We start from the raw sequence: 16,588 nt of genomic DNA, 5'->3' as shown, positions 1-16,588 counted from the left end.
AGTGGTGTGCCTGCCTGGGTACGACCGCCAACGTGGAGAAGGCTGCCCCGAACCATGACAGCGAACGCCGTACTGAGCCCCGGACCCCCGAACCACGAGCCGTCGAACTCCGGTGTGAGCAAGATGGTTCGCCTCATCCGCGAGAGCTTCGCAGTCGTCGAGCCGCATACCGACGATGTTTCGAGGTTCTTCTACGGCATGCTTTTCAGCCTCTCACCGGCCACCCGCGACCTGTTCGCGGTGAACATGGAAGTGCAGCGCAGCAGGCTGCTGCGAGCGCTCGTGCACGTGATCCAGATGGTCGACAGGCCGGACGAGCTGTTGCCGTTCCTGCACCAGCTCGGGCGCGACCACCGCAAGTTCGGCGTGGTCACCGCGCACTACGAGGCTGTGGGCACCGCGCTGCTCGCCTCGATCAAGAGGTACGCCGGCGACGCCTGGACCGACAGCGTGGAGCGCGCCTGGGCCGAGGCCTACACCGTGATGGCCTCCGCGATGACCGAGGCGGCCGCCGCCGACGACGGCCCCGCCTGGTACACCGGCCAGATTCTGCACCACAAGCGGCTCAGCTGGGACGTCGCGGTGATCCGCGTCCAGCCTGACCACCCGGTGCCGTACCAGCCTGGCCAGTACGTAAGCGTGGAGGTGCCGCAGCGGCCCCGGCTGTGGCGCTACCTGACCCCCGCCAACGCGCCGAGCGACGACGGGATCATGGAGTTCCACATCCGTTCAGTGGAAGGCGGCTGGGTCAGCCGCGCGCTGGTCGGACACGCCCGCCCCGGCGACCAGTGGCGGATCGGCTCGCCAATGGGTCGGCTGACCGTGAACCGGGAGACCTCGCCGGACGTCCTGATGATCGCCGGCGGTACGGGAGTGACCCCGATGCGCGCGATCATCGACGACCTCGCGCAGTACGGGGAGAACCCACGCGTGCAGCTGTTCTACGGCGGCCGGACCCGCGAGGACCTCTACGACCTGGAGAACCTGCAGCGCGTCGCGATGCACAACCCGTGGCTGACGATCACGCCGGTGGTGGAGGACGACCCGGGCGTCTCGGGTGCGGAGCACGGCACGCTCGCCGAGGCAGTGACCCGCTACGGCGCGTGGCAGGACTGGGACGTCCTGGTCAGCGGCTCGCCGGGGATGATCCGGGCCACGGTCTCCCGGATGCTCGTCGCGGGCACGCCCCTCGACCACATCCGCTACGACCCGTTCACCCTGGACTGATCACCGCCTGACGACCGAGCGACGGGGGGCGTCTTCGACCGATCTGGTCGAAGACGCCCCTCAGTCGTCGGCAGCGCGCGGTTCGAGCAGGAAGCCGCGCCCGCGAAATCACCACGCTCCGCTCCAGGTAACGCGCCAGGACGCGGGCCGGGAGCCGGCCCGGCAGGCGGCACGAACGCGAAGGGCGCCTGATGGCCGGCTCGCGGCCATCAGGCGCCCTTCCAGCGTTGCTATCGCCAGCGGTCAGCGCCGTTTGCGGTCTGGTTTCCAGACGACCAGGGCCGTTTCCTGGCGGATCGGGACCAGGTCCCGGCGGTAGGAGGCGTGCACCGCGGCCGCCGCCTGTTCGGCCGCCGCATGGGCCGCCGCCACCTCTTCGGCCAGTTCCTGGACCTTGGCGCGGAGCGCGTCGACCTCGTTCTCAAGATCGATGATCCGCTTGATGCCCGCCAGGTTCACGCCCTCCTCCTGGGAGAGGCGCTGCACCTCGCGGAGCAGGGCGACGTCTCGCAGGGAGTAGCGGCGGCCGCCCGCAGGGGTGCGCCCGGGCGAGACCAGGCCCAGCCGGTCGTAGCTGCGCAGGGTCTGCGCGTGCAGCCCGGACAGCTGCGCGGCCACCGAGATCACGAACATCGGCGTGTCCTCGTTGGCCCCCGGCGGGAACCCGAAGCCCGGATCCATTGGGCGACCGGCCATGACTACCTCCCGAGCAGCTCGTTCAGGTCGCGGCGCGGATCGTGGTCGGCGGTCGCCTTCGCGTAGTCCGCCAGCGCCTCGGCCGCCTTGTCGTCCAATTTGGACGGAACCACGACCTGCAGCGTCACCAGGAGATCCCCGCTGCTGCCGTCCTTCTTGCCCACGCCCTTGCCACGCACCCGGAAGGTGCGGCCGCTGCCGGTCCCGGCCGGGACCTTCAGCGTCACCTTCCCGCCCAGGGTCGGCACGGTCAACGTAGTGCCCAGCGCCAGTTCGGGGAAGGTGACCGGAACCGTGATCGTCAGGTCGTCACCGGAACGTCCGAACACCCGGTGCGGGCTGACGTGCACCACCACGTACAGATCGCCCGCGGCGGCGCCCTGCCGACCGGGTTCGCCCTGTCCCGCCAACCTGATCCGCTGTCCGTCGGAAACCCCGGCCGGGATCCGCACCGTCAGCGTCCGGCTGCGGGTGCTGACCCCTTCGCCGCGGCAGTCCGGGCACGGGTCGTCGATCAGCTGACCGCGACCCCGGCAATCCGGGCACGGCTCGCTGAACGCGAACGCACCCTGGTTGCGGGTCACCAGCCCGGAACCAGAGCAGGTTGTGCAGGAGCGCGGCCGGGTGCCCGGCTTGGCACCCGAACCGTGGCAGGTCGGGCAGCTCACCGGGCTGGACAGCCGCAGCGGAACCGTGGCCCCGCGCGCCGCCTCGGCGAAGTCGATGCGCACCTCGGTCTCCACGTCGGCGCCGCGCTTCGGGCGATTCGCCGTGGTGGCCCCGGGGCGGCGACCGCCGAACAGGCCACCGAAGAGGTCGCCGAGCCCGCCGCCGCCACCACCACCGCCCCCGGCGCCGCCGAAGAGGTCACCGATGTCGAAGCTGCCGGTGCCACCCGGACCGCCGAAACCACCGAAACCGCCCTGGCCGCCGCCGAAACCGCCGGCGCCGAACAGCTTCCGGGCCTCGTCGTACTGCTTTCGCTTGTCCGGGTCGGAGAGCACCCCGTAGGCCTCGGAGACGGCCTTGAACTTGGCTTCGGCCTGGGCGTTGCCGGGGTTGGCGTCGGGGTGGTTCTCCCGCGCCAGCTTCCGGTACGCCTTCTTGATCTCGTCGGCCGAAGCCGCGGAGGAGACGCCCAGCTCGGCGTAGAAATCCTTGTCAAGCCATTCCCTGGCGCTCACCGGGCGCTCCTCCCTCCGTTCCTCATCAACCCTGCTCGGCCTGGTTCTCGCCGGTCGCCGGTTCGGCGGGCTCGGCGGCCGGCTCGTGGTCGGTCACCGCGACCATCGCCGGACGCAGCACCCGGTCGCCGAACCGGTAGCCGCGGCGCAGAACGGTCGTCACGGTCGGCCCGTTCACGTCCGGGGAGGTGCTGTGCTGCACCGCCTCGTGCACCGACGGGTCGAACTCGTCGCCTTCCGCGCCGAAGGGCTCCAGCCCGGCCGAGTTCAGCGTCGCGACCAGCTTGTCCGCCACGGCCTTGAACGCGCCGTTGAGGTCGCCGTGGGCCTCGGCGCGGTCGAGGTCGTCGAGCACCGTCAGCAGGTCGGCGGCCACCAACGCCTTCGCACCGGCGATCACCGCTTCGCGGTCGCGTTCCACCCGCTTGCGGTAGTTCGCGTACTCCGCGGTGACCCGCTTGAGGTCGGCGGTGAGCTCGTCGACCTGCTGCTGCAGCCCGGCCGAGTCGCCCGCCGCCTCTTCGGGCTCGGGCTGCTCGGCCGCCGGCTGCGCGGCCTCCTGCTCGGCGTTCCCGACGATGTCCTCGTCGAGGGTGCCGGACATGCTTTCGGCCACCTGCGCCTCTTCTCCGCTCGGAGCGGGCACCCGGCGCTGGCCGGTCACGGGGTCGATGCGCCGCCGATCCCGGACCACCACCGGCTCCTGCTCGCCTTCATTGCGCGACATTTCCGGCCTGTCCGCGGTCACTTCTTCTTCTCGTCCTCGTCTTCGACGATCTCCGCGTCCACCACGTCGTCGTCCTTCGATGAGCTCGCCCCGGCGGCACCGGCACCGGCGGCACCGGCACCGGCCGCGGCGTTGGCACCCGCGTCGGCGTACAGCGCCTGGCCGAGGGCCTGCGACTCGGTGGCGAGCTTCTCCACGGCTGCGGAGATGGCGGGCACGTCGTCGCCCTTGAGCGCCTCGTTCACCTCGCCGACGGCGGCCTTGACCTTGTCCTTGACGTCGGCCGGCAGCTTCTCGTCGTTCTCCTTGAGGACCTTCTCGGTCTGGTAGACCAGCGTCTCGGCCTGGTTGCGGGCCTCGGCCTCCTCGCGACGCTTCTTGTCCTCGTCGGCGTGCGACTCGGCGTCCTTGACCATCCGGTCGATGTCGTCCTTCGGCAGCGCGGAGCCGCCGGTGATCGTCATCGACTGCTCCTTGCCGGTGCCCAGGTCCTTGGCGGAGACGTGCACGATGCCGTTGGCGTCGATGTCGAAGGTGACCTCGATCTGCGGCAAGCCGCGCGGCGCCGGCGGAAGACCGGTGAGCTCGAACATGCCGAGCTTCTTGTTGTGCGCGGCGATCTCGCGCTCGCCCTGGAAGACCTGGATCTGCACCGACGGCTGGTTGTCGTCGGCGGTGGTGAAGGTCTCGGAGCGCTTGGTCGGGATCGTGGTGTTGCGCTCGATGAGCTTGGTCATGATGCCGCCCTTGGTCTCGATGCCCAGGGACAGCGGGGTGACGTCCAGCAGCAGGACGTCCTTGACCTCACCGCGCAGCACACCGGCCTGCAGGGCGGCGCCGACGGCGACGACCTCGTCCGGGTTGACACCCTTGTTCGGCTCCCGGCCGCCGGTCAGGTCCTTGACCAGGTCGCTGACCGCGGGCATGCGGGTGGAACCGCCGACCAGCACCACGTGGTCGATGTCGTCGAGCTTGACACCGGCGTCGCGGATGGCCGCCTCGAACGGCTTGCGGCAGCGCTCCAGCAGGTCGGAGGTGATCCGCTGGAACTCGGCGCGGGACAGCGTCTCGTCCAGGAACAGCGGGTTCTTGTCCGCGTCGACGGTGATGTACGGCAGGTTGATGTTCGCCGTGGAGGAGCTGGACAGCTCGATCTTGGCCTTCTCGGCGGCTTCCTTGATCCGCTGCATGGCCATCCGGTCCTTGGTCAGGTCGATGCCCGACGAGGACTTGAACTTGTCGACCAGCCACTCGACGATGCGCTCGTCCCAGTCGTCACCACCGAGGTGGTTGTCACCGCTGGTGGCCCGCACCTCGACAACGCCCTCGCCGATCTCCAGCAGCGAGACGTCGAAGGTGCCGCCACCGAGGTCGAAGACCAGGATGGTCTGTTCCTTCTCGCCCTTGTCGAGGCCGTAGGCCAGCGCGGCGGCGGTCGGCTCGTTGACGATGCGCAGCACGTTGAGGCCGGCGATCTGGCCGGCTTCCTTGGTGGCCTGCCGCTGGGCGTCCTCGAAGTAGGCCGGGACGGTGATCACCGCGTCGGTGACCTCCTCGCCCAGGTACGACTCGGCGTCCCGCTTGAGCTTCATCAGCACGCGGGCGCTGATCTCCTGCGGCGTGTAGGTCTTGTCGTCGATCTGGACCTTCCAGTCGGTGCCCATGTGCCGCTTGACCGACCGGATGGTGCGGTCCACGTTCGTGACCGCCTGGTTCTTCGCTGGCTGACCGGTGAGGATCTCGCCGTTCTTCGCGAAGGCCACGATGGACGGCGTGGTCCGCGAGCCCTCGGAGTTGGTGATCACCGTCGATTCACCGCCCTCCAGGACGGTAGCGACGGAGTTGGTCGTCCCCAGGTCGAAACCGACCGCTCGCGCCATGCTGCTTTCCTCCCGACTTGTTGCCTGTGCGCCCAAGCGCCATCCCGGCCCTTGAGCCTTGCTCACTCAAGTTTTACCCACTGCTCGTCATCATCGTCAATCCGGATTGAGCGCGGGTCACTCAAGCTTTCTGCCAACACAACGGTTGACCAGGCACGAGAGTTCCGGGGAGTGACGTGGCCGACACCGCCGCCGTGATCGGAACCCGGCGAATCGGCGGCCGGAAGCCGACACGTCGGCTTGTCGACATGTCGGCTTCGGAGCGGGTCAGGCCTGCTTGACGCGGATCTCGCCGCTGCCGCTGGACAGCGTCAGCCGCTTCACGGCGGCCGGGTCCTGCGCCACGTCCACGTCGACGCCGCCGGAGCCGCTGTCCGTATCGACGCGGTAGCGGTCGCCGGGCACGGTCAATTCGATGCCGCCGCTCCCGGTGGACACCTCGACGGTCTGCGGGCTGACCAGTTCCAGCTCGACGTCGCCGGACTCGGCCTTCGCGACGACGCCCGCGCCGCGCAGGCCGCGCCCGCTGATCCCGCCGCTGCCGGTCTCGACCCCCACCCGGCCGCCGATCTCGTGCAGCGTGATCTCCCCGGAACCCGTGTCCGCATCGACCGGACCGTCGACGTCGCTCACCGACACACCTCCGGACCCGGTGTGCGCCCTGACTTCGCCGCCGATCTCGGCCAGCGTGATCTCCCCGGAGCCGGTTTCCGCGTCGACCGGACCACGGACCTGGGTCACCGACACGCCGCCGGAGCCCGTACGGACGTCGACCGGGCCACCGATCTCGCTCAGCAGCACCTCGCCGGAACCCGTCTCGGCCTGCACCGACTGCATGCCCACCACGTCCAGGTCGCCGGAGTCGAGGTTGCCGTGAACGGGCACCGAGACCGGCAGCGTGACCTGGTAGTCGACGGAGCAGTTCCAGCCGCAGCCGGTGGGCAGCACCAGCGCGCCGCCCTCGACGCGGTGCTTGATCTCGGTGGCGTCGCCACCGCCACCGCCACCGCCCAAGAAGGCGCTCTCCCAGCGGTGGACCCGCTGCACGATCTCGGCGCGGGCGCCCGGAGCGTGGCGCACCTCGACGTTGCCGGCGCCGCCGGCGAGTTCGACGCGGTCGATCCCGTCCAGTCCGGTGGAGCGCTCCTGCGCGGATGACGAGGGCCACCCGAACAGCGCTGCTCCCCCGATCAGCACCAGCGCCGCCCCGCCCACCGCGAGCCCAACCCGAGCCATCGTCATCCCCCCAGCTTGCCGACTTCCGCGCGGACGAAGTTACGCACCGCGTCCGGCCCGCACCTCAGGGACACCCCGGAAACACCCCGGGATTTCCCCCGAAACCGACCTTCGGCGCAGCCACCGAAACCTTCGCCTTCGGCCATCTGGCGACATTTCCGCCACGCCCCGGGAAAACCGCCGCTGGTGGCCCAGCGCACCCGACGCAACCCCGCTCTCGCCGGTGCGTCTCCTGATCGGGCTCAGCGAACAGAGCTAGGAGATGCACCAATGTTCAAGAATTCTCGTGGGATTCGAGTCGGCATGTTCGTCGCGGGGGTCGCCGTCCTCGCCGCGACGACGGCGTGCAGCCCGCAGCAGTCGGCGGCGACTTCCGGTGCGCAGCCGGGCTCCAGCACCGCGATCGAGGCGAACTCCACCCCGGGCTCGAACAGCAGCGGCAACGGCGAATCGACCAACGGCAGCGAGTCCGCCGCCACCAGCGGGTCCGCCGGCACCAGCCGCGTCGGGGAGTGCAAGGTCAACACCCTGAAGCTGACGCTGGGCGAATCCGACGGCGCCGCAGGGCACATCTACGCTCCGATCCAGTTCACCAACACCGGTTCGGCCGCCTGCACGCTGTCCTCGGCTCCCGGGGTTTCCTACGTCGGCACCGGCGGCCGCCAGATCGGCGAGCCCGCCGAGCGCGTGATCAACAACCGCCCGGTGATCAGCCTGGCGCCGGGCGAGACCGCGTCCGCGCCCTTCCTGTTCAGCCCGGGTGCGCAGGTCAACCCGGAGGACTGCGGCGCGGAAGCCGCCGATGGCCTGCGGGTGTACCCGCCGAACAGCACGGAAGCCATGTTCCTGCCGCTACCCAACGTGAAGTCCTGCACGACGTTCGGCTCGGAGTCCAATTTCGCCAAGGTCGGCGTGGTCCAGGCGGGCGTCAACAACACCGTCATCGGCTGATCCCCGGGCTGCCTGATCAATGCCCGTGAGCACTTTTGGTGGCTATAGCGACAAAAAACGCTCACGGGCATTCACCTGCGCGAACGTCCATCCACTTCGGACCCCTCGGGTTTCCCGCCGCAGCCGGGAGTTTCACGCTCCGAAGACCTCGTCGTAGGCGGCTTCGAATGCGGCCAGGGACTTCGCGTCGAAGAGCACGAAGCGCACCTCGTCGACATCGGTCGGGGTTTCGCGCACCGTGCGCATCGCGATCCGCGCCGCGTCGTCGAGCGGATACCGGTAGACGCCGGTGGAGATCGCGGGGAAGGCGACCACTTTCGCGCCGAGTTCGTCGGCGACCCGCAGGGACTCCTGGAAGCAGGAGGCCAGCAGCCCGGACCGGTCCTGGGAGGCGGCGTAGGTGGGTCCGACGGCGTGGATCACCCAGCGCGCCGGGAGCTCGCCGGCGGTGGTCGCCACCGCCTGCCCGGTCGGCAGCCCCTCCGGCAGCTCGCAGGACCGGATCAGCCGGCATTCCTGGAGGATCGCCGGCCCGCCGCTGCGGTGGATCGCGCCGTCCACGCCACCACCGCCCAGCAGCGAGGAGTTCGCCGCGTTCACGACGGCGTCGACTTCCTGCTCGGTGATGTCGCCCTGGATCAGCGTGACCCGCATGCGGGGGAGTGTGCGCCAGCACGCCCAACCCCGCTGATTATGACGCGAATCACAACGTTCGGCTCGAACCTGCGGCTCCGCACGCCTCGGATGCGGACTACGAGGGGTTCCGGTAGTAATGGCCGTCTCCCCAGCCTAGGCGAATACTTGGGATAGAGCTTTCGCAGCTCTTTCACCTGGCCCTTGGCCGACAGTCGTCAGCCTGCACGAGGACACCCACACCGCGCCACGCACCAAGACAGCCAGCGTGGACGTCGTCAACCAACGCTGATCCTGTGGAACAAGGAGAGCCGACCCCGCCGATCGATGGCAGATACGAGCCGGACCCATTACGCCCTCCTACCGAGGGTGTTCACCCGCTTTCCGGGGCTGCCCTCTATTAGCATGGGTCCTGGTAGGCCTCCGGGTCTGCTAACCCGCCTTAGACCCCGCCGAGTGCGGGGTCTTCGTGCATCCGGGGTCGGGTCAGGGGCGCCAGACGTGCACGTTGTGCACCCGGTCCTCGATGTGCTCCCACAGCCGTGTGTTGGCCTGCAGCTCCCGCGGGTCGGTCGTCTCTGGCGGCTTCGTGGCCCGACGTGCCACAAGAACGCGATCAGGTCGGCGGCCTGGACCAGGCGGTTGCTTTCCGACGGCGCGAAGTGCAGCGTGTCGACCACCGTGGTGATCCGGCGCGACCTCCAACCGCCCGTGCCCACGGCGCGGCCAAACGCACGTGGAGACCGTGTCAGACCAGCGTTCGTGCTGGCAGTGGTCGAGGAAGCGTGAAGGCCACCAGTCTTCCTGATGGTCAACGCAGGTGGCGCAAGTCATCTGCTCACGGAACGTTTTGACACGTTTCGTGAACGGTACCAAGATCGGTGCGATGAAGAGCGTCACCGGCACGGAGTAGCCTCTCCTCTCGCCGAGGGCCCGCTGTCAGGGATCAACGAGCGAAACGATCGGCACGGCGGGCCGCCGGTGATTCATTTTCGCGGTTCAGGGGTGCCGGCCAAGACTGCCTGACGTAGCCCGTGACCTGCATATTCGTCCTTTCCTCGGCCATTACTACCGGAACCCCTACGACACGGTGGGCGTGGTCCGGCCGGGGCCGGACAACACGAACCGCAACTGATCAGCCGGTCGAATTCCGCAGGTAGTCCACGGGTTGCATGAGGAAGCGCAGCGTCGGTTCGAGGTCGTCGGCGGTGGGCGGCTCGTCGGCAATGAGCGCCTGCATGAGCAGCCCGTCGATGGCGGCGAACAGCGCGCGCATCACCGGCTCGTCGCCGCCCGCGCCATCGTTGATGAAGCCGGTGGCGACCTCGATCCAGCGGCGGGCGGCCGGCCGCAGTGCTGGGCGGCGGGCGGCGAGCAGGTAGAGCTCGTACTCGCCCACGGTGCGTTCGCGCTGGTCGCGCACCATCGACGCCAGCGCCTCGGCGATCAGCCGCGGCCAGTCGGAGTTCTCCCGGACCTGCCCGCGCAGCCGGTCGATCTCGACGATCAGGGTTTCGCAGCTCTCCAGCAGCGTGGCCACCAGCAGGTCGTCGATGCCCGCGAAGTAGTAGGCGATCGACGCCGGCGGCACCTCGGCCTCGCGGGCGATGTTGCGGTGGCTCACCGCGCCCACGCCGTCGCGGGCGACCACCCGAAGCGTCGCGTCGATGATCGCGCGGCGGCGGCGTTCGCCCTTCGCGCGGCGGCCGTCGGTCTCCGCCTCGTCGGAGTTTCGCCGTGCCGCCGTCAATGCGCGCCGCCCAGTTCGAGCGCGACGACACCGCCGATGATGAGCACGATGCCGCCGATCTGCACCACGGTGATCCCCTCTCCGAGGAACACCGCACCGATGATCGCCACCAGCGCGACCCCTGCTCCGGCCCAGATCGCGTAGGCGACGCCGACCGGCAGGCCGAGCTTGAGCACGGCGCTGAGCGCGCTGAAGGCCACCACGTAGCCGACCAAGACCAGGATCGATGGGACGGTCTTGCTGAACCCGTCGGACAGCTTCAGCGACACCGTGCCGAGCACCTCGCTCAGGATCGCCACCGCCAGCAGCAGGTAGGCCACACTTCCTCCCCAGAAACTTGAACGACTGCCCTACTTGTTGAGGGTACGGGTGGCCGACGGCGCGGGTACGCGGGTTCCTAGTGGTCGAAGTGGGACTTCTTGTCCTTCTTGTCCTTCTTGTCGCCGCCACCGCCGGAGATCATCGAGGCCACGTTGACCGCCGCCCAGATGCCCATCGGGATCATCGGCCAGAAGAAGTGCGGCTCACCGGAGGCGACGGAGGTCACCGCCCAGATCGCGACCAGGATGAAGGTGACGCTCGCCCAGTCCCGCCACTCCTTGACCATCTTCTTCTTGTGCCGCTCCTGCTTGACGACCTCCGCGGACGGCTTCGCGGGCACCGGCTCCGGCAGATCGGCGACCAACGGCTGCAGCTCGCCCAACGTCGTTGACGTGTAAGCGCGCTGCAGGCGCTCGTCGAACTCGACGATGGAGAGCCGGCCCTCGTCCAGAGCCGTGCGCAGCCGCTGCGCGATCGCCTCCCGGTCCGCGTCCGACGCGCGCATCGATCCGCTGCCCGATTCGGTCATGCCAAACCCCCTGATCCGCGCCCACCTGATGACATAACTGAACAGACCGTTCGCTCGAACGAATACGTGGCGAAAATCGCACGATCGATCCCGATTTTGCCGTGATCGACGCCGGAAACGTCCGGTGCTCGGCAGAATCCCGCCGTCGCGTCGCACGCGTCTAACAGGAACAACTCTCGAAACCCCAGCAACATCGCCACGTCCCCCGGCGGCAGGCGGACCGCCCGCGGAGCCCAGGATAGCGGAAAAACTTGTACGACTGCACAACTAGTTTTTCGCCCAGCAGTCTCGCAGAATCACCGACTGTTCCCAACAACAGCGACGCCCACATAGTTACCGATGAGTAACACGGCGTACGCTGCTTGCACCACCACCGCACCCGGAGGAAAGGCACCCGAACCATGGGCGCTGTACAGATCACGCTCGGCGGGATCGCTGTCGTGCTCGGCATCGTCGCTTGGGGCATGTTCGCCGCGACGATCGCCAAGTTCGTGCGCATCATCCGCCTCGGGCAGCAGGACGGTACCCGCAACGGCCCCGTCCTGGCCCGCCTGGCCACCGTGGTCAAGGAATTCGCCGCGCACACGCGGATGAACAAGTTCCGCAACGTCGGCATCTGGCACTGGCTGGTCATGTGGGGCTTCCTGATCGGCTCCCTGGCGCTGTTCGAGGCCTACGGCGAGGTCTTCGTGCCGACCTGGGGTTGGCCGATCCTGGACGACCTGGCGATCTTCCACCTCCTGATGGAGGTTCTCGGCGTCGGCACGGTCGTCGGCATCCTGGTCCTGATCGCGATCCGCCAGCGCAACCACCCGCGCCGCGCCGGCCGCGTCTCGCGCTTCCAGGGGTCCAACTTCGCCTGGGCCTACTTCATCGAGGCGGTCGTCCTCATCGAGGGCGTGGGCATCCTCGGCGTCCGCGCCGCGAAGTCCGCGCTGGGCGTGCACGAGATGCCGCTGTGGGCCGAGTTCATCTCCGGCCCCATCGGATCCCTGCTGCCGGCCAGCCCGAACCTGGTGTCGTTCTTCGCCTTCGTCAAGCTGATGAGCGCCACGGTCTGGCTGATCGTGATCTCCAGGACCATGACGATGGGCATCGCGTGGCACCGGTTCAGCGCGTTCTTCAACATCTACTTCAAGCGCGAGGCCGATGGGGATGTGGCGCTGGGCGCGGTGAAGCCGATGATGTCGGCGGGCAAACCGCTGGACTTCGAGGAGGCGGATCCGGACACGGATGTGTTCGGTGCGGGCAAGATCGAGGACTTCTCGTGGAAGGGCTGGCTGGACTTCACCACGTGCACGGAGTGCGGTCGGTGCCAGTCGCAGTGCCCGGCGTGGAACACCGGCAAGCCGTTGTCGCCGAAGCTGCTCATCACGTCGCTGCGCGATCACGCCTACGCCAAGGCCCCGTACTTGTTGGCGGGCGGCCGCAAGGACATGGCCGGTGACGAGGTCGGCATCACCGGTGACGACGCCGAAGCGCGGTTGGCGAAGGTCGACGTGCTGGCGTTGGCGGAGGCGGAGAAGCCGCTGATCGGCGGGCCCGAGGAAATGGGTGTCATAGACCCGGACGTGCTGTGGTCGTGCACGTCGTGCGGTGCGTGCGTGGAGCAGTGCCCGGTGGACATCGAGCACGTCGACCACATCGTGGACATGCGCCGGTACCAGGTGATGATCGAGTCGAACTTCCCGACCGAACTGGGCGGGATGTTCAAGAACCTGGAGAACAAGGGCAACCCGTGGGGCCAGAACGCCAAGGACCGCCTGGCGTGGACCGAGAACCTGGACTTCGAGGTGCCGGTCTTCGACGGCGAACTCGCCGACGACGTGGAGTACCTGTTCTGGGTCGGTTGTGCAGGCGCGTTCGAGGACCGGGCGAAGAAGACGACCCGCGCGGTGGCGGAGCTGCTGCACATGGCGGGCGTGAAGTACACGGTGCTGGGACCGGAGGAGACCTGCACCGGTGACCCGGCGCGGCGCGCGGGCAACGAGTTCATCTTCCAGATGCTGGCCCAGCAGAACGTCGAGGTCCTCAACAGCGTTTTCGAGGGCCGGGAGCCAGGCAAGCGCAAGATCGTCGCGACGTGCGCGCACTGCTTCAACAGCCTGGCGAACGAGTACTCGCAGCTCGGTGGTGACTTCGAGGTGGTGCACCACACCCAGCTGCTGAACAAGCTGGTGCGGGAGAAGCGCCTGGTCCCGGTCGCCCCGGTGGCGGAGGACGTGACCTACCACGACCCCTGCTACCTGGGCCGGCACAACAAGGTCTACACCCCGCCGCGGGACCTGGTCGGGGCCTCGGGCGCAACGTTCCGGGAGATGCCGCGGCACGCGGACCGCTCGATGTGCTGTGGCGCGGGTGGCGCGCGGATGTGGATGGAAGAACGCATCGGCAAGCGCATCAACGTCGAACGCGTCGACGAGGCGCTGGGCACGGCGCCGACGAAGATCGCGACCGGTTGCCCGTTCTGCAAGGTCATGCTCTCCGACGGCCTGACGGCCCGCCAAAGCGAAAAGGTCGCCCCGGAGTCGGTCGAGGTCGTCGACGTGGCCCAGCTGCTGCTGTCGGCGGTCAAGCGAGGCGAGAAGTCCGCGGAAGACACGGCCGCACCCGCGGGCAGCTGACGCCAGAAACACCGATGGGCGCCTCCCGGTGGGAGGCGCCCATCGTCTTGTCACGAGACTTTCCAAGGCCCGAGCTAACGCGGACTTCCGCTTCGGCCCGCTTCTACTCACCGCGCTCCCGCGGCGCCTCTGCGACATTGGCCCGTGTGACCAACGTCGCCGTGGATCCGGCCGGCTTGCACCGCCACGCGGATCATCCCGTCGTCCAGCGGGTTTTCGATGTTGGCGGGTTCCTGGGCTCTCGCACCCCACTAGATCGAACCCTCGGTATCCGGTCGCGCACAGTGAGTTGCCGATTCCGGCGTCATATGCCAGCGGTGCGTCAGTCCCGGTATCGACCCGGTACCGGATGCGGAGGAACGATGGCCGAGCTCAGCGATTACGAATTGGTCGAACTGGTTCGTTCCGGCGAGAAGGGAGCCTACGGGCAGCTCTACCAGCGGCACGTCACCGCGGCCTACAGAACGGCATGGCAGCTCTCGCGTTCCGAAGCCGAAGCCGACGACCTCGTGTCCGAGGCATTCGCCAACGTCCTCGACAGCCTGGACACCGGCGGCGGGCCCACCACGGCGTTCCGCGCGTACCTCCTGACCACGCTGCGGAACCTCGCCTACGACCGCTCCCGAACCGCTCGGAAGGTCCAGCTGGTGGCGGACGCCCGGAACTTGGCAGTGCAAGACTCGGTGGCTCCCGTCGAGGACTCCTCGGTGAACGCGGCGGAGCGCACGCTCGCCGCGACGGCCTTCGCCCGACTGCCGGCGAACTGGCAGAAGGTGCTCTGGCACACCGAGATCGAGGGGCGAACCCCCGCCGAAGCGGCCCCGCTGCTCGGGTTGCGCCCCAACGCGGTGTCGGCGCTGTCCTACCGCGCGCGCGAAGGTCTGCGCCGGGAGTACCTGAACGCGCACTTGGCCGAGGTGTCCGACCAGCGCTGCCGGGCGGTGATCGACCGGCTTGGCGGCTGGGCCCGCAACGCGCTGTCGAAGCGCGACGTGATCATCGTGGAAACCCACCTGAACGGCTGCGATCGGTGCCGGTCGCTGGCCGACGAGGTCGCCGAGGTCAACAGCGGCATCCGAGCGATCATCGGGCCACTGGCGCTGGACCAGCCGACCGACGCCCCCGCCCTCGGCCGGCGACCGTACCGCGGAAAGCCGCAGAGCCTCCCGCCCTGGCTGCTCCTCCTGCTCAGCGCCCTGGTCCTGGCCATCGCGATGGCCTTCGCACTGTCCAACCCCGTGCCGCCCAACGGTAGGCTCACCCAGCCGCAAATCGCATCCACAATGGACGCTCATTTCGGGGGCATGCCGGTGGAGATGCGTTGATCCCGGAGGTCAGAGGCATGCTGCATGAAGTCGATCTGCTGGGTAAGGCGTGCTTATGGTCGTGAGTGCGAATGCCGGTAAGAGCCGGTTGTCGCACTCACGACCTCAGCGCCCCGCAACCCGGGCAAGGAACGCCGCCCAGGACGAGGCCGGGAAGGCCAGCACCGGACCACCCGGATCCTTCGAGTCCCGCACCGCAACAGCAGGGCCGGCGAACGCCACCTCGACGCAGTTGCCGCCCTGCCCACTGCCCACACTGCGACTGCTCTTGCGCCAGGCCACCGGACCAGAATTTGCCTTGTTCATGCTGGACAACCCTCCTATTCAGAGCTCGCGGGCAATCCTCTCGACAAGGTCGATGGACGGGCCCGACTCCAACGCCATATCAAGCAGCTCTGCGAAGACGACTCCGGCTCTCCGCACATCGTGCGCTTTGCTGGAGAAGATCGAGCCTGCCACGTGCTCAACGTAGACGACATCCGGTTCGCCCGGTTCTGCATAGCTGAGTAGGCAGAATGCACTTTCCATTCCACCATGCGCTCCGGCGGAGATCGGTAGGACTCGGATGCTGACATTGGGAAGTTCGGCGTACTGCCTGAGCTCAAGCAGCTGAGTCCGCATGGCGACCGCCCCGCCGACTGGTCTGCGCAAGACCACCTCGTCGATCACCACCGAGTAATCCAGTGGATCCTGGCGTGTGATCAGCTCACGCCTCGCCGACCGCAGCGCAATAGCGTTTTCGATGAAGGACGCAGCACATCCCGGATTGCCGGTCTCGAACAGGGTGCGCATGTAGTACTCCGTCTGGAACAACCCAGGTATGTACGTGAGAGTGAACTCGCGGACCTGGCAAGCTTCGGTTTCAAGGTCTGGGTAGCCACGATCCCTGATCCCGTAGGCATGCCACCAAGGCTTCTCCCGCGCTGCTCTGGCGAGGTCGAGCAGGTCCGGATCGTAGGCGTCGTAGAGGTCCATCATCGAGCGGATCTCGTGCACCGATGTCGCTACCTCGCCGGTTTCCTTGCGACTCAAGGCGCTCGTGGACATGTCCAGGCCTGCTGCGGCCTTCTCCTGCGTCATACCGGCTTCTTCGCGCAGCTGGCGAACTCGGCGCGCGAGTCGGCGACGGCGGAAAGTGGGGCTCGAGCGTGCCAACGGGACCTCCCCGACCGGATACTGATCGATCCATGATCCCACCGGGAATCCGGGATCGGGATTCCCGCATCCGGTAATCCCGATCCCGGATTCCCGTGTGGACGCTGGTGACACGCCCAATCAACCGGGAGGTGCAGCCATGACACCGAAAATCTTCGGCCTGGCCGAGAAGACCGACACCGGCAAACCCGACCCGACGCGTGTCCGCATCTGGGGTATGCAGCTCCCGGACCGCGCGATCATGTACTGGCCCGAGGACCACCGGAACCAGTTCGCGGTCTTCAACGACGCGGCCAGCGCCGAATCCCGCTTCGGCACCCTCTTCGACCTCACCCTCATCTGGCCGTGAC

16 protein-coding genes are annotated in these 16,588 nt (G+C 68.1%); 5 read left to right on the top strand and 11 right to left on the bottom strand.

Going from position 1 to position 16,588, the window contains the following annotated elements:
• Positions 1 to 123: 123 nt before the first annotated feature.
• The gene (locus DL519_RS31360; protein WP_223840395.1) at positions 124 to 1,227 is read left to right on the top strand and encodes an FAD-binding oxidoreductase; all 1,104 of its coding nucleotides are present in this window, start codon (positions 124 to 126) and stop codon (positions 1,225 to 1,227) included.
• A gap of 243 nt (positions 1,228 to 1,470) precedes the next feature.
• Here DL519_RS31360 and DL519_RS31355 read toward each other — a convergent pair whose 3' ends face one another.
• The 5 genes from DL519_RS31355 to DL519_RS31335 all read right to left on the bottom strand — a co-directional run bounded on the left by DL519_RS31355 (position 1,471) and on the right by DL519_RS31335 (position 6,956).
• Positions 1,471 to 1,923: a heat shock protein transcriptional repressor HspR gene (locus DL519_RS31355; protein WP_317891402.1), complete on the bottom strand. Its 453-nt coding sequence runs from the start codon at positions 1,921 to 1,923 to the stop codon at positions 1,471 to 1,473.
• A gap of 2 nt (positions 1,924 to 1,925) precedes the next feature.
• Positions 1,926 to 3,107 (bottom strand): molecular chaperone DnaJ, encoded by a 1,182-nt coding sequence (dnaJ, locus tag DL519_RS31350; RefSeq protein WP_190820148.1) that lies wholly within the window; start codon positions 3,105 to 3,107, stop codon positions 1,926 to 1,928.
• 25 nt (positions 3,108 to 3,132) lie between these two features.
• Positions 3,133 to 3,834, bottom strand: coding sequence for a nucleotide exchange factor GrpE (gene grpE / locus DL519_RS31345; protein WP_190824333.1), 702 nt, complete (start codon positions 3,832 to 3,834; stop codon positions 3,133 to 3,135).
• 17 nt (positions 3,835 to 3,851) lie between these two features.
• Positions 3,852 to 5,714 (bottom strand): molecular chaperone DnaK, encoded by a 1,863-nt coding sequence (gene dnaK, locus DL519_RS31340; protein WP_190820145.1) that lies wholly within the window; start codon positions 5,712 to 5,714, stop codon positions 3,852 to 3,854.
• 267 nt (positions 5,715 to 5,981) lie between these two features.
• Complete coding sequence (locus DL519_RS31335) at positions 5,982 to 6,956, bottom strand: DUF4097 family beta strand repeat-containing protein (RefSeq protein WP_223839790.1); 975 nt, start codon at positions 6,954 to 6,956, stop codon at positions 5,982 to 5,984.
• A 264-nt stretch (positions 6,957 to 7,220) separates the two neighbouring features.
• Here DL519_RS31335 and DL519_RS31330 point away from each other — a divergent pair, with 264 nt between their 5' ends.
• A complete protein-coding gene (locus DL519_RS31330) occupies positions 7,221 to 7,901 on the top strand; it encodes a DUF4232 domain-containing protein (RefSeq protein ID WP_190820143.1) in 681 nt (226 codons plus the stop codon).
• 132 nt (positions 7,902 to 8,033) lie between these two features.
• Here the strand turns inward: DL519_RS31330 and DL519_RS31325 are convergent, their stop codons facing one another.
• From DL519_RS31325 to DL519_RS31310, 4 genes are all read right to left on the bottom strand, one after another.
• Positions 8,034 to 8,555 (bottom strand): O-acetyl-ADP-ribose deacetylase, encoded by a 522-nt coding sequence (locus DL519_RS31325; RefSeq protein WP_190820141.1) that lies wholly within the window; start codon positions 8,553 to 8,555, stop codon positions 8,034 to 8,036.
• A 1,114-nt stretch (positions 8,556 to 9,669) separates the two neighbouring features.
• Positions 9,670 to 10,284 carry a TetR/AcrR family transcriptional regulator gene (locus DL519_RS31320; RefSeq protein ID WP_190820139.1) on the bottom strand — a complete coding sequence of 205 codons (615 nt, stop codon included), beginning with the start codon at positions 10,282 to 10,284 and terminating at the stop codon, positions 9,670 to 9,672.
• A complete protein-coding gene (locus tag DL519_RS31315; RefSeq protein WP_190820137.1) occupies positions 10,281 to 10,604 on the bottom strand; it encodes a DMT family transporter in 324 nt (107 codons plus the stop codon). Before DL519_RS31315 ends, DL519_RS31320 begins: the two co-directional genes overlap by 4 nt.
• A gap of 77 nt (positions 10,605 to 10,681) precedes the next feature.
• A complete protein-coding gene (locus DL519_RS31310) occupies positions 10,682 to 11,134 on the bottom strand; it encodes a DUF1707 SHOCT-like domain-containing protein (RefSeq protein WP_190820135.1) in 453 nt (150 codons plus the stop codon).
• A gap of 401 nt (positions 11,135 to 11,535) precedes the next feature.
• Here DL519_RS31310 and DL519_RS31305 point away from each other — a divergent pair, with 401 nt between their 5' ends.
• Together DL519_RS31305 and DL519_RS31300 are read left to right on the top strand one after the other, a co-directional pair.
• Positions 11,536 to 13,758: a (Fe-S)-binding protein gene (locus DL519_RS31305; protein WP_190820133.1), complete on the top strand. Its 2,223-nt coding sequence runs from the start codon at positions 11,536 to 11,538 to the stop codon at positions 13,756 to 13,758.
• Positions 13,759 to 14,120: 362 nt separating this feature from the next.
• Positions 14,121 to 15,083: a sigma-70 family RNA polymerase sigma factor gene (locus DL519_RS31300; protein ID WP_223839788.1), complete on the top strand. Its 963-nt coding sequence runs from the start codon at positions 14,121 to 14,123 to the stop codon at positions 15,081 to 15,083.
• A gap of 105 nt (positions 15,084 to 15,188) precedes the next feature.
• Here the strand turns inward: DL519_RS31300 and DL519_RS31295 are convergent, their stop codons facing one another.
• Both DL519_RS31295 and DL519_RS31290 read right to left on the bottom strand, forming a co-directional pair.
• Positions 15,189 to 15,389, bottom strand: coding sequence for a DUF397 domain-containing protein (locus DL519_RS31295; protein WP_190820131.1), 201 nt, complete (start codon positions 15,387 to 15,389; stop codon positions 15,189 to 15,191).
• An 18-nt stretch (positions 15,390 to 15,407) separates the two neighbouring features.
• Positions 15,408 to 16,280, bottom strand: a complete 873-nt coding sequence (locus tag DL519_RS31290) for a helix-turn-helix domain-containing protein (RefSeq protein ID WP_397544994.1) — start codon at positions 16,278 to 16,280, stop codon at positions 15,408 to 15,410.
• Between the two features lie 97 nt (positions 16,281 to 16,377).
• Between DL519_RS31290 and DL519_RS31285 the strand changes: the two genes are divergently transcribed.
• The gene (locus tag DL519_RS31285) at positions 16,378 to 16,587 is read left to right on the top strand and encodes a hypothetical protein (protein WP_190820127.1); all 210 of its coding nucleotides are present in this window, start codon (positions 16,378 to 16,380) and stop codon (positions 16,585 to 16,587) included.
• The last annotated feature ends 1 nt before the right edge of the window (position 16,588 follow it).

The organism is Saccharopolyspora pogona (genome assembly GCF_014697215.1).
Lineage (GTDB): Bacteria > Actinomycetota > Actinomycetes > Mycobacteriales > Pseudonocardiaceae > Saccharopolyspora > Saccharopolyspora hattusasensis.
The sequence above is the reverse complement of the archived record's forward strand: the minus strand, read 5'-3'. Positions and strand labels throughout refer to the sequence as shown.

Excerpts from the sequence above, each read along its gene's own strand:
- DL519_RS31310 (WP_190820135.1), bottom strand. The coding sequence starts at position 11,134 with ATGACCGAATCGGGCAGCGGATCGATGCGCGCGTCGGACGCGGACCGG.
- DL519_RS31325 (WP_190820141.1), bottom strand. The coding sequence starts at position 8,555 with ATGCGGGTCACGCTGATCCAGGGCGACATCACCGAGCAGGAAGTCGAC.
- DL519_RS31295 (WP_190820131.1), bottom strand. The coding sequence starts at position 15,389 with ATGAACAAGGCAAATTCTGGTCCGGTGGCCTGGCGCAAGAGCAGTCGC.
- DL519_RS31330 (WP_190820143.1), top strand. The coding sequence starts at position 7,221 with ATGTTCAAGAATTCTCGTGGGATTCGAGTCGGCATGTTCGTCGCGGGG.
- DL519_RS31355 (WP_317891402.1), bottom strand. The coding sequence starts at position 1,923 with ATGGCCGGTCGCCCAATGGATCCGGGCTTCGGGTTCCCGCCGGGGGCC.
- DL519_RS31285 (WP_190820127.1), top strand. The coding sequence starts at position 16,378 with ATGACACCGAAAATCTTCGGCCTGGCCGAGAAGACCGACACCGGCAAA.
- DL519_RS31305 (WP_190820133.1), top strand. The coding sequence starts at position 11,536 with ATGGGCGCTGTACAGATCACGCTCGGCGGGATCGCTGTCGTGCTCGGC.
- grpE (WP_190824333.1), bottom strand. The coding sequence starts at position 3,834 with ATGTCGCGCAATGAAGGCGAGCAGGAGCCGGTGGTGGTCCGGGATCGG.
- DL519_RS31360 (WP_223840395.1), top strand. The coding sequence starts at position 124 with ATGGTTCGCCTCATCCGCGAGAGCTTCGCAGTCGTCGAGCCGCATACC.
- DL519_RS31300 (WP_223839788.1), top strand. The coding sequence starts at position 14,121 with ATGGCCGAGCTCAGCGATTACGAATTGGTCGAACTGGTTCGTTCCGGC.
- DL519_RS31335 (WP_223839790.1), bottom strand. The coding sequence starts at position 6,956 with ATGACGATGGCTCGGGTTGGGCTCGCGGTGGGCGGGGCGGCGCTGGTG.
- dnaK (WP_190820145.1), bottom strand. The coding sequence starts at position 5,714 with ATGGCGCGAGCGGTCGGTTTCGACCTGGGGACGACCAACTCCGTCGCT.